General features: G+C 35.4%; 9 protein-coding genes. 6 read left to right on the top strand and 3 right to left on the bottom strand.

What is annotated here, in order from left to right:
- The first annotated feature begins 14 nt into the window (after positions 1-14).
- Both BXY64_RS14350 and BXY64_RS14345 read left to right on the top strand, forming a co-directional pair.
- A complete protein-coding gene (locus BXY64_RS14350) occupies positions 15-605 on the top strand; it encodes an RNA polymerase sigma factor (RefSeq protein WP_120240689.1) in 591 nt (196 codons plus the stop codon).
- Positions 595-1,947 carry a carboxypeptidase-like regulatory domain-containing protein gene (locus tag BXY64_RS14345; RefSeq protein WP_120240688.1) on the top strand — a complete coding sequence of 451 codons (1,353 nt, stop codon included), beginning with the start codon at positions 595-597 and terminating at the stop codon, positions 1,945-1,947. Before BXY64_RS14350 ends, BXY64_RS14345 begins: the two co-directional genes overlap by 11 nt.
- Here BXY64_RS14345 and BXY64_RS14340 read toward each other — a convergent pair whose 3' ends face one another.
- Together BXY64_RS14340 and BXY64_RS14335 are read right to left on the bottom strand one after the other, a co-directional pair.
- On the bottom strand, positions 1,948-2,820 hold the full coding sequence (locus BXY64_RS14340) for a DMT family transporter (RefSeq protein WP_120240687.1): 873 nt from the start codon (positions 2,818-2,820) through the stop codon (positions 1,948-1,950).
- Positions 2,821-3,060: 240 nt separating this feature from the next.
- Positions 3,061-4,242 (bottom strand): MalY/PatB family protein, encoded by a 1,182-nt coding sequence (locus tag BXY64_RS14335; RefSeq protein WP_120240686.1) that lies wholly within the window; start codon positions 4,240-4,242, stop codon positions 3,061-3,063.
- 115 nt (positions 4,243-4,357) lie between these two features.
- On the opposite strand from BXY64_RS14335, the gene BXY64_RS14330 reads away from it, so the two are divergent.
- The gene (locus BXY64_RS14330; RefSeq protein ID WP_120240685.1) at positions 4,358-5,461 is read left to right on the top strand and encodes a pyridoxal phosphate-dependent aminotransferase; all 1,104 of its coding nucleotides are present in this window, start codon (positions 4,358-4,360) and stop codon (positions 5,459-5,461) included.
- Between the two features lie 277 nt (positions 5,462-5,738).
- On the opposite strand, the gene BXY64_RS14325 is transcribed toward BXY64_RS14330, so the two are convergent.
- On the bottom strand, positions 5,739-6,482 hold the full coding sequence (locus BXY64_RS14325) for a hypothetical protein (RefSeq protein WP_120240684.1): 744 nt from the start codon (positions 6,480-6,482) through the stop codon (positions 5,739-5,741).
- A 288-nt stretch (positions 6,483-6,770) separates the two neighbouring features.
- On the opposite strand from BXY64_RS14325, the gene BXY64_RS14320 reads away from it, so the two are divergent.
- From BXY64_RS14320 to BXY64_RS14310, 3 genes are all read left to right on the top strand, one after another.
- Entirely contained in the window at positions 6,771-7,763 is a 993-nt protein-coding gene (locus BXY64_RS14320; RefSeq protein ID WP_245996670.1) for a lytic transglycosylase domain-containing protein, read from the top strand.
- Between the two features lie 30 nt (positions 7,764-7,793).
- Positions 7,794-10,655, top strand: a complete 2,862-nt coding sequence (uvrA, locus tag BXY64_RS14315; protein WP_120240683.1) for an excinuclease ABC subunit UvrA — start codon at positions 7,794-7,796, stop codon at positions 10,653-10,655.
- A gap of 150 nt (positions 10,656-10,805) precedes the next feature.
- Positions 10,806-12,473 carry a nucleoside kinase gene (locus BXY64_RS14310; RefSeq protein ID WP_120240682.1) on the top strand — a complete coding sequence of 556 codons (1,668 nt, stop codon included), beginning with the start codon at positions 10,806-10,808 and terminating at the stop codon, positions 12,471-12,473.
- Positions 12,474-12,724: the final 251 nt, after the last annotated feature.

Here is a 12,724-nt window from a genome sequence, read left to right as displayed (position 1 = left end):
ATCCAGAAAATTTAATGTTTCGGACTAAAAGAAATCCTGATAAACTTTCTGATCAAGAGTTGTTGGAATCATATATTGATTCTGGTGATTTGGAAGAATTAGGCGCGCTTTATTCTCGATATATGCATTTGGTTTATGGTGTGTGTTTAAAATATCTGCATGACAGAGAAAAAGCAAAGGATGCAGTAAACGCCATTTTTGAGCACTTGATATCAGAAATCCCTAAATTTGAGATAAATAACTTTAAACCGTGGCTGTATGTGGTTTGTAAGAACTATTGCCTGATGCAATTGAGAAAACAAAAATCTCAGAAAAATCAGGCAGACAAATTTTTACAATCTCATTTTGTGGAATCTACTCCATATTTGCATCCTATTGATGAGACACCAGATTTGAATTTGGAACAAAATCTGAAAAGGTGCATTGAGAGGTTAAAGGAAGAGCAGCAAATGTGTATTTTGTTGTTTTACTATGATGAGCTTTGTTATCAAGAGATATCGGATCAATTGGAGTATCCGGTTAAAAAAGTAAAAAGTTATATACAAAACGGGAAAAGGAACTTGAAGATATGTATGGAAGAATTTGCCAAACAAAATGAAGTCTAAGTTGAGATTGACATATGAACGATTTTTAGCCTATTTCGGTAGTAGAATGACCGGAAAGGAGAAGCATGCTTTTGAAAAATCTGTAATGATGGATGAATTTGAAAGTGATGCTTATGATGGTTTGTCGAAACTAAGTTCAATGGAGATCGAGCAAGACTTGAAAGAATTGAAGCTTGGTTTGGCAAGTAGGGTAAAATCGAAACAAAAGAAGAGGTTGACTTGGTTGCCTTATGCTGCTAGTATCGCAGTCATTATGGGTTTAAGTTTTGTTTTGTATTACATTGACCAGACTCCAAGCGTAAATGAATTTGTTAGCCAGGATATTGAACAAGCTAAACCGAAAAAGAAGTATGAAAGTATTCCGATAACAAAAGAAGATAGTTTGAAAGTTAAGAAAGATCAGAAAATAGAAAACTTAAAAGAAGTTGAGCTTGTAGAAGAGAAAGTAATTGATGATGCCAATAACGGAGTTCAAATTGTAGAGGAGGATGACGAGTTACAATTTGCGGAGGAAATAAAAGATAAGGAGATAGAAAAGAGTGAGCCAATTCTTAAAGCTATAAAAGTTAAAGAAAATCAACCTTCAAAAATTGTTAGTAGAAAAGTTGAAAAAGCACTATCTGGTAGAGTAGCGGGTGTTGCTACTAATAAAAGGGATACAGGAATTAGAATCAGAGGGTTTGCAACAATTGGTAATGATGAAAATGCAAGAAAAATTTCAGGCCTTGTAGTTGATAAAGAAAAAACTCCGATGCCTGGAGTAATGATTGTAGTAAATGGAACCAATAAAGGAACATTTACTGATTTGGATGGGAAGTTTGCGATGAGCCTTGCGGATACCAATTCCAACTATAAACTGACAGCTTCTTTTGTTGGTTTTGAAACCAAACAAGTAGACATTGCAGATTCATTGCTCGTTGTTTTGGAGCAGGATGCTGTAGAGATGAATGAAGTTGTTGTTACAGCCTATGGATCTGAAAAGAAGAAGGCTTTCGAAACAGGTTCAGTTACAGAAGTAGAAATGGATAAGCCAATTAAATCTTGGAATAAAGCATTGCCTTCTCAATCGAGAAATACATCGGATTACAAGAAGAAATTAATTGCTGCTTTACAATCAGAATTTAGAGATAATCTAACTGGAAAATATAAAATTAAAGTGTCATTTATGGTTCACAGTTCAGGAACTGTAAGTGATATCACGATTAAAGGGGGCAAGAGTCTGGAGTTATCCGAGAAAGTAAAAGAGTTTATTACTACTGGAGAAAAATGGATTCCTTCAGAATCCAATAATGCTCCTACAGATTCAAAAGTTCGATTTACGCTTCGCCTAAACTTTGACTAATTACTTTTTGTTGATTAGGTAAACTCCCAACAAAATTCCAGTCATACATGCAAGATGTAGAAGTGTAATGTTCTCTCCATCTACTACTCCCCAGAAAATTGCAAATATGGGAATGATATATGTAACAGAAGAAGCGTATACAGCAGAAATATGTCTGATTAAGCTATTCATTAATAGCATGGCCAGTGCAGTACCAATTATTCCCAATGCAGCTAAAGCAAGAAAATGAAGTGGCCAATTAGGAACAGCAAACACTGGTTGAAAATCGGTAGTTAAAAGATATATTAAAGCTGCTGGCCCCGTAAAGAAAAATGAAAGAGATGTAATTTGAACTCCCGATAAATGGGAAAGTTTGGCCTTAATTGTATTGATGTTGATACCATAAAATGTTGTAGCCAATACAATGAGTAAGGCGTAACTATTTATACTTCCAAAGTTTAATTCTTTTCCTGATGTGATCAAACCCAAAGCACCAACCAATCCCACTATCAATCCAATAGTTTGCAGCCATTTAAATTTGGTTTTAAAAAACAGAATTCCAACCAAAAGAGTAAAAAGTGGAGTTAGTGAATTTAGCATTCCGGCCAATGCACTATCAATTTGAGTTTGTGCCTTGGTAAATAAAAAGGCTGGAATGAAACTACCTATAAATCCAGCTACAAGTAAACTTGGTAAATCTTTTCTCTTTAGAAACTTTAAGTTCTTAATTGAATAAGGAAGTAGCACAAGTGAAGCCAATAACATTCGAATTCCAGCAGCTTGCTCGCTGCTAAAACTTTTTAAGCCTATTTTCATTAATATAAATGAACTTCCCCATACAAATGCCAAAAGAATAAGAATAGTAAGTTGAAACCAAGGTTTTTTCCAGTGCATATTAAGTGTGTTTTGAATGCGAATGTACTGGAAAATAAAAATCTAAGCAACCAAAAAGTGAACGGGTAATTAAAAAATAAACCCCCGGGAATAGTAATGCCGGGGGCCTTGTGTGTATAACAGACTGTTGTTGTTGTTTGCAGAAAATCAACTTCAATTGATAATCATTAGGGTGATTTTCGATCCTGTTTAATCGTTTATATATTTATTCCTCAAAAACAGAAAAGGTAACCCTGCTAATTAAAGTTTTTTTAATTGATTTACGGTTTGTTGTAAAATGCTTAAGCCTTTTGTTAACATAGATTTTGGACAGCCTATATTTAATCTCATATAGCCATTTCCTTCTTTACCAAAAGTAGTCCCCTTATTTAAAGCTAAACCAGCTTCATTAATCAGAATCTGATTTAATTTTTCTGAACTAATATTCAGATCTCTACAATCTAACCATAACAAATAAGTTGCTTCAGGGGTAACCAATTTAATTTCTGGAATATTTTCTTCAAGAAATTCTCGAACGTAATCTACATTAGATTGTAAATACTCCATAAGTTGATCTAACCAATCTGCTCCATGTTCATATCCTGCTTGCATGGCAATATGACCAAACAAATTGCCAGAATCCAAATGCATGGCACATAGTAGTTTTTCGTATGTTTTTTTCAATTTCTGGTTAGGAATAATAATAATCGAACTTGCTAAACCAGCTACATTAAAAGTTTTCGAAGGAGCAATGCAGGTAATTGTTCTTTGGGCCAAATCCTGCGATAAAGAAGCTAGAGCTATGTGTTTGTGATTCTTGTAAATTAAGTCCTGATGAATTTCATCGGAGATAATAAGGAAATCATATTTTTTTGCTATTTCTCCTAGTCGAAGGAGCTCATTTTTTGTCCATACTCTTCCTACCGGATTATGAGGATTGCTAATGATTATGGCTTTTAAACCATCTTTGGCAAGTTGTTCTAAATGTTCAAAATCCATTTGGTAAGAATCTTCTGTTCTAATCAACGGATTGTGAACCAAACTGCGTTCGGTATCATTTATCACATGAAAAAATGGATGATATACCGGTGGTTGAACAGCAATTTTATCTCCCTTTTCGGTAAGACTCATTAACAACAAGGATAGAGCAGTAACTACTCCAGGACTGGAAGAAATCCATTCTTCTTTTACTTCCCAACTGTGACGGTTTTTAAGCCAGTTTTGTACACTTAAAATACAATCTTTACCTCGAAATGAATATCCGTAAATTGCATGTTCAGCTCTTTTTATTATGGAATCTGAGATGCAGTCCGGAACATTAAAATCGGTATCTGCTACCCAAAAAGGAAGCAAATCATCTTTTCCAAAATATTGTTCAAGCTTATCGTATTTTACCGAGTTGGTATTTTTGCGATCTATAATTTTATCAAAATTGTATTTCATTATTATTGATTTTTAGGAAGAGTTAAAGTATAAAATTTTATAGAGTCTTTAAAGCAGCTTTTAAAATTTGCGAATAATGTTTGGGTTGATTTAATTCGTAGAAAACTTTTAAGACATGAAGATCAGAAAGAGTGGAGCTAAATATTCGGCGATTGTTGGAATTGGCGAACGAATCAGAAAAATGAGTCAAGAAACGGGGAATGAATTTTTGCTATTAAACCGGGGAGTAAATTCGGTTTGTAACATCGATTTAAACTCCGTGATTGATGAATTGGATTTTAATTCGAACGAAATGCAGGTTTACCCTCCATCGCAGGGGAGGTCTGAGTTGAGAAAAGCCATTAATCAGCATTATTTTGGCAATCAATCTTCGGTTGATAACATTGCCATAACCGGAGGTGGAATGTCGGCACTCGATTTGGTATTCCAAACCATAAATGTGGACAAAGTGTGTTTGCCTGATTACTATTGGGGTTCATACGTTCAGGTAATGACTGTGCGTGGTATGGAGTCTGAAACTTATGTCGATTTTAATAGTGTAAATGAAAATTTAGATTATTATAAGAACAGTGCAGTAATCATTTGCGACCCAAATAATCCCATTGGAAACAAGCAAGCTGACGAAAATATTTTTATGACCGCCAAAGCATTAAGCGATCATGGCGCAATTGTGATTATAGATTGTCCGTACAGAAGAATTTTTTGTGGGAAAGAAGACTTGTTTTTCCAGAACTTAAGTCAATTGGAAAATGTAATCATTGTTGAAAGTTTTAGCAAATCGGTAGGCTTAAGTGGGCAACGATTGGGTTTTGTGCATAGTACAAACAAAGAGTTTGTGAATGAATTGGGAATTCGTTTGATGTATGCTACAAATGGAATAAATGCTTTTTCTCAATTGATGGTTGCCAAATTGTTAAGCTCCGAGAATGGACAAGCTGTAATGAAAAGTTTTAAAGAGCGCACTTGCGAAGGAATAAAGAAGAATATAGAATTTTTGGAAAGCAAAGGCTTGTTGACAAAAGAGTTTTATAAGGATTCTGAACCTATTGGAATATTCGTGATTGTTAACAAATCGGAAGAGGAACTTCTTGAGGCTAGAATAGGGAGTGTATCATTAAGTTACTTTACAAGGGATAAGAAAGAATATGCATCTCGGTTTGCAAGAATTTGTGTTTCTGTTCCACACGAAAAATTCAAAACTTATTTCGAGAGATTGTAAATGTCGAATAAGCTAGTGATCTGATTTCGAGTAAAAATACTCCACTTATAAGAACTGAATGATATAGAAGAGTTGTAATGTTTAATTGTAGTAAATTAAGTATTGCAACTCTTTTTGTTTACCCATGAATCAGGAAGGTCTCATGGAGAAGCTTAGCTTAAGAAAATTAATAGCTTCTTTTAACCGAAAGTAGTTAAAAGGAATGTGTAAGTAGGAAGAATGAATGATTTTATAGAAGAAGGGAATTGAAATAATTTTTATTTCAAGCAGATTTACTTTATGGAAGTTCTTTGCCAGATTCAGAAAGCAATTCAATAACGCCTGATCCATAAATTCCAAGTTCCCAGTAGTGACGGTTGATACAACCCGATGGACAGTTGCCCCAGCCGTAGCTATATATCAGCTGAATGAAATCGGGATTAAAAAAAACAATCTCGATATGAGAGCCATCACCAATGCAATTTGCAGCTTTTCCTTTCTTAATAAATGGAAATTTTACCAATATTCTGGCTAAGGATTCCTGATTGATTCCTATCTCAGTATGAACTAAATATTGTTCTTCACTGATAGAATCCAATTGTAAATCATATTCATCAATTAGCAAATCCAACTTTAAATTATTGGTGAAACCATAAGTCTTCCAGGAATTAAAATTCTTATTAGTGGTGTCTATTGTGATACTTGTTTTGTGAAGTTGTTCAGGACATAAGGCGTGTACATCGTATTTTCTTAGATCCGAAGATGCTGTTAAAATTGAATCAAGGTAAACGATTTGAAGTGCCGCTAAAATTGGCGCAAAATGGTATTCTTTTAATTCTATTTCCGATAACTCTTCCATTTCTTGATTGGTATAAAAGTCCATGCAAATCAGCTTTGCATCATCTAATAAAATTTCAAAAATAGAATCTGATACTCGAGAATTTTGAATGATTTGCGTGGGGAAAATTTCAGTAGTCTCACTGTCACATGCATACAAAAGGTATACTCCGAATAGCAATATAGACAGCATGCGGTTTTTCATATGATTAAAATTAGGAGACTGGTTAGGTCATAAAATGTTGATGTTGGGTTGATGTTGAATAAATAACCCGACATTATTTAATCAACGAAACATCTTTCATTTTGTTGTTTCAAGTTACAACCTTCTGATGAGTAAGTAAAGAGCAAATTTTGAAATGTTTAGAAAAAATTAAATCCGAACTTGACGAACAGTTCAAATTTATTGGTGTAAAGATTTGTTAAAAGAAAACATTTCTTCTCTTAATCGAGTAGAATATTTTACATTTGACATTCTTAAAAATCAACAACCGTGAATATATATCGACCTTTAAAAAATATTTTAGCTTTAATTGCTGTTTCGGGCGCAGTTTACCTTACTGCCCAGTTATTTAACTATTCAACCATAACCGACCGAGATAAAGATCCTGAAAATAGTGAATACATGAGTCGCTATAATGTATATGCATTAAAAACACCCGATAAATTAACTTTTGGCGATGAAATTGTTCCAATGAACAGATGGGATGTAAAGGAATCGCTTGATAGGGAACTATTGGTAAATACCTATTGGCAATCTCAAACATTATTGTTCTTAAAGCGAGCTAATCGTTATTTTCCAATTATTGAACCCATTTTAAAAGAACAGGGTGTTCCTGGGGATTTCAAATATTTGGCTTTAATCGAAAGTGGGTTTGTGCCTACTATTAAATCACCAGCTGGAGCTGTTGGGGTTTGGCAGTTTATGAGTGGAACGGCTAAAGACTATGGTTTGGAAGTATCATCAGAAGTTGATGAACGATACAATATTGAAAAAGCAACTATTGCGGCTTGTAAATACCTTAAGGATTCATATAAAAAATACGGAAGCTGGACTTTGGTGGCTGCTTCGTATAATGCAGGAAGAAGATTTGTTGATAAGCAATTAAAGTTGCAGGATGCAGGTGATTACTACGATTTGCTTTTGGGAGAAGAAACAGGACGATATGTATTCAGGATTTTGGCAATTAAAATGATTATGGAGAATCCTTCGGCATATGGTTTTAAATACCGCGAGTCGGATTTGTATCCAGAAATTCCAACCCGAAAAGTAAAAATTAAAACTCCGATAAAGGATTTTGCTGTGTTTGCTAAGGAAAATGGGGTAAATTATAAGGTTTTAAAGTACTTTAATCCATGGTTGCGAAGAGCATACCTTACAAATAAATACAAAAAAGAGTACGAAATTACGCTTCCTGCCAAAGGATATATTAATTTTGCATTTTCTGATTATAAAAACCCTGATGGTTCAGTGTCAGAGAAATAGATTGTTGGATTTGCAAAAGGAGATTTAGATTTGAGTTCCAAAAGTAATAAAGAAGTAAACGGTGTAGAACAGCTCGAAACTGGTAGTGTTGATGTGTTTGGGGCACGCGTTCATAACCTTAAAAACATAGATGTAAGTATTCCTCGTAACCAACTTTCGGTGATTACCGGATTAAGTGGTAGTGGAAAATCATCATTGGCATTCGATACAATTTATGCTGAAGGTCAGCGTAGGTATATCGAAACATTTTCTGCTTATGCCAGACAATTTCTTGGCGGGATGGAACGTCCCGATGTGGATAAGATTACAGGCTTAAGTCCGGTAATTTCTATTGAGCAGAAAACCACCAACAAAAACCCACGCTCTACGGTAGGAACCATAACTGAGCTGTATGACTTTCTTCGATTGTTGTATGCAAGAGCCGGTGTTGCTTATTCGTATGAGACGGGTGAGAAAATGGTGAAGTATACTGATGAGCAGATTATTAGCTTGATTCACGAAAAATTTAGCGAGAAGAGAATTTATATACTAGCACCTGTTGTGAAAGGACGTAAAGGACACTATAAGGAACTGTTCGAGCAAATTCGCAGAAAAGGATTCTTGTATGCCAGGGTAGATGGAGAAATTGTTGAATTGTTGCATGGTTTTAAGGTCGATCGTTATAAAAATCACGATATAGAAATACTAGTTGATAAACTGGTTGTTGAAGAAGTTGGAGATAAGCGCCTAAAAGAATCTGTGCAAACAGCTATGAAACATGGTAAAGGGATTACCATGATTCTGGATAAGGATACCGATGAGGTAAAATATTACAGTCGTCTGTTAATGTGTCCATCTACCGGGATATCATACAATACTCCAGCACCACATAGTTTTTCTTTTAACTCTCCTCATGGAGCTTGCCCAAAATGTAAAGGGCTTGGCCGTGTAAATGCAATTGATTTAGAGAAAATTATTCCAGATCAGGCCTTAAGCATTCGTGAAGGTGGAATTGTGCCTTTGGGTAAATACAAGAATAGTTTGATTTTTTGGCAGATGGAGGCCATTGGGCGAAAGTATGGTTTTGATATGAATACCCCAATTGAAGAAATTCCTGAGGAAGCTCTAAGTGTAATTCTGGATGGTTCAAGCGAAACATTCAAACTTGAAAATACGCCATTGGGCACATCGTCAAATTACTTTTTGAGTTTTGATGGTGTGATAAAGTATATCACAAACCAGGAAAGCAATGGAACTTCAAAGAAAGCCAAGAAATGGGCTGAACAGTTTGTGAAAACAGATGCTTGTTCTGCTTGTGATGGAAAGCGATTGAAGAAAGAAGCATTGCACTTTAGAATTCATGATAAAAATATTGCTGAACTAGCCGAAATGGATCTTGGTTTATTGGGTGAGTGGTTTCAGGATTTGGAGCAGCACTTAAGCGATAAACAGAAAAAAATTGCCATTGAAGTTTTAAAGGAAATCAGATCTCGTTTGGGATTTCTTTTGGATGTAGGACTTGAATACCTTTCATTAAATAGGAGTTCAGTAACTCTTTCAGGTGGAGAATCGCAACGGATTCGTTTGGCAACGCAAATTGGTTCGCAACTGGTTAATGTGTTGTACATTTTGGATGAACCAAGTATTGGCCTGCATCAGCGTGATAATGAAAGATTGATTCAATCTTTACAGCAATTAAGAGATTCTGGAAATTCGGTAATTGTTGTTGAGCACGATAAGGACATGATAAAATCTGCCGATTATGTAGTGGACATGGGACCTTTTGCAGGAAAGCATGGAGGTGAAATTGTTGTTGCAGGTAATCCTGATGATATTGAAAAGGGAGATAGTTTAACAGCTCAATACCTGAATGGCGATCGAAAAATTGAAGTGCCAACAGAGCGAAGAAAAGGAAAAGGGAAGAGTGTCGATTTAAGAGGTTGTACCGGTAATAACCTAAAGAATGTTGATGTTAGTTTTCCGCTTGGAAAGTTCATTTGTGTAACTGGAGTTTCGGGAAGTGGAAAGTCGAGTTTGATTAATGGTACTTTGCAGCCTATTTTGTCGCAACATTTTTACCGATCAGTTAAAGATCCTCTTCCTTACGAAGATTTGGATGGAATTAAGAATATCGATAAGGTAGTGGAAGTAAACCAAGCTCCATTGGGTAAAACTCCTCGTTCGAATCCCGCTACCTATACCAACGTTTTTGGTGATATTAGAAAGTTGTATGAGAAATTGCCTGAATCGCAAATTAGAGGTTACAAAGCGGGTAGATTTTCTTTCAATGTAAAAGGAGGAAGATGTGAAACCTGCCAGGGAGCTGGAGTTCGTTCTATTGAAATGAATTTCTTGCCAGATGTTTATGTGCATTGCGATGAGTGTAATGGAAAGCGATACAATCGAGAAACTCTTGAGGTGCGTTACAAGGGAAAATCAATTGGCGATGTGCTTGATATGACCATTAACCAGGCTGTAGATTTCTTTGAAAATATACCTGCAATTCTAATAAAATTGAAAGTTTTGCAGGATGTCGGCTTAGGATACGTAACCCTTGGGCAGCCATCAACAACTTTGTCGGGTGGTGAATCACAACGAGTAAAACTGGCAACGGAATTGGCCAAAAGAGATACCGGAAAGACCATGTATATTCTGGATGAGCCAACAACGGGTCTGCACTTTGAGGATATTAGGGTGTTGTTGGACGTTTTAAATAGATTGGTTGATAAAGGCAATACCGTGATTGTAATTGAGCACAATATGGATGTGATCAAAGTTGCCGATCATGTTATTGATATCGGAAAAGAAGGTGGTCGAAATGGAGGTGAGATACTGTTCGAAGGAACGCCGGAAGAATTGGCAGAATGTAAGGAATCATTTACGGCTAGATTTCTAAAAGAAGAGCTACAATAAAATATATCAAATCCCCGCAAGGGGATTTTTTTTACCCTAATTTTTCATGATTAAGAAAATTTAAGATTTTCGAAGAAGACTGATATAGCATAATTATTATCTTTATACAACTGTCCTTAATGTATAGGATAGCCATTAAATCTACAGCTCATGGGGAAATTAATAGATATCTACTTCGAAGATCTTGATGAAAAAAGATCTTATGCCGTTGGAACCGACCTGCAAACCATTTTATCAGATATTGATATAAAATTGAATGGTCCGGTATTGGGTGCAATGGTAAATAATAAGGTGAAAGAACTTACCTACGAAATATACAAACCTAAAAATATTCGCTTTATTGATCTTGCACATCCTGCAGGAAGAAGAATGTACATACGCTCTTTGTGTTTTGTTTTGTACAAAGCGGTAAGGGATCTGTACCCGGGAACAGGTTTTAGGTTGGAGCATTCTATTTCGAATGGTTTGTATTGTAGATTGACAGATAAAAATATCGTATTAACCCCTGCAGATATTGATAAAATAAAGAGCAGAATGAAAGAGATTATTGCTGCTGATATGCCTTTTGTACGAGAGGAAATAGAAACGGAGAAAGCGATTGAAATTTTTGAAAATCAAGGTTTGAAAGAGAAAACCGGATTGTTTCGAACAAGAGGAAATTTGTATACTTCGGTATATCATTTAAGTAATTGTGCTGATTATTTCTATGGATTTCTTGTCCCTTCAACGGGTGTGTTAAAAGTTTTCGATTTGCAACATTTTTATCGTGGAATGCTTTTAATGAGTCCTAAAAGAGAAGAGCCAACTGTTGTTGAGGAACGAATTGAGCAAGAGAAAATGCTAAAAGTGTTTAGCGAGTACAAGCGATGGGGAAAAGTATTGAATATTTCGAATATTGGCGATTTGAATCGATACGTAGCTGAGGATAATATTTCTGAGATGATTAAAATTTCGGAGGCTTTACATGAAAAGAAGATTTCTCAGATTGCTGATAAAATTAGAAAACATAGAAAAAGAGTTAAGCTAATTTTAATATCTGGCCCATCATCATCGGGGAAAACAACATTTGGGAAACGATTGGCAATACAGCTTAAGGTTGCAGGCTTAAGTCCTGTAAATCTTTCTATGGACAATTATTTTGTGAACAGAGAACTTACGCCAAAAGACGAGAATGGTGATTATGATTTTGAGGTTCTTGAAGCATTGGATGTTGATTTGTTTAATCAAAATTTGGTGGATTTAATGGAAGGAAAAGAAATTGAACTGCCAAAATTCTCCTTTGAAACCGGTCAGAGATACTACGATGGAGAGAAATTAAAAATCAACGATAAGCAAGTACTGGTGGTTGAAGGGATTCATGCACTGAATCCAGGACTTACTCCACTGATTGCTGATGAGGCAAAGTATAGAATATACATTTCTGCTCTTACCTCAATTTCCATTGATGGTCATAACAGGATTCCTTCTACCGATAATCGACTAATAAGAAGAATTGTTCGTGATTACAAGTATCGAAATTATAGTGCATCGGATACCATTAGCAGATGGCCAAGTGTAAGAAGAGGCGAAATGCGAAATATATTTCCTTTTCAGGAAGAAGCAGATGTAATGTTCAATTCGGCATTGTCGTACGAGTTAGGTGTGTTAAAGAGGTTTGCTGAGCCAATTCTAAAAGAAGTGCAGCCAAATCAACCCGAATATTCCGAAGCAAACCGACTTCTGAAGTTTTTTAGTTACTTTTTACCAATTTCAGAGGAAGAGATTCCACCAACATCTTTGATGAGAGAGTTTTTAGGAGGAAGTACATTCGACTATTAGGTTGTTGATAACTTTTTTACCTGTTTATATCAGTCCTGTTTTTGCTGTTAATATCCCATTCGGCAGAGACAGGATTTTTTAGTTATTAACAACTGTACGTTAGTAGAATTAGGGTGTGTGAAGTTTATTAACAAATTGCCAACAATGTTGATAACTTGTTAATTTCGTGTTAATAAGCTAAGGTAAATAGAAAAGCCCGAATCTTGAGAAACGGGCTGCAAATATAGAAGAAAATATCTTTCGTTTGTAAG

Source organism: Marinifilum flexuosum (genome assembly GCF_003610555.1).
Classification (GTDB): domain Bacteria; phylum Bacteroidota; class Bacteroidia; order Bacteroidales; family Marinifilaceae; genus Marinifilum; species Marinifilum flexuosum.
Note: the sequence above shows the minus strand (reverse complement) of the source record. Positions and strands in the feature narration are given on the sequence as shown.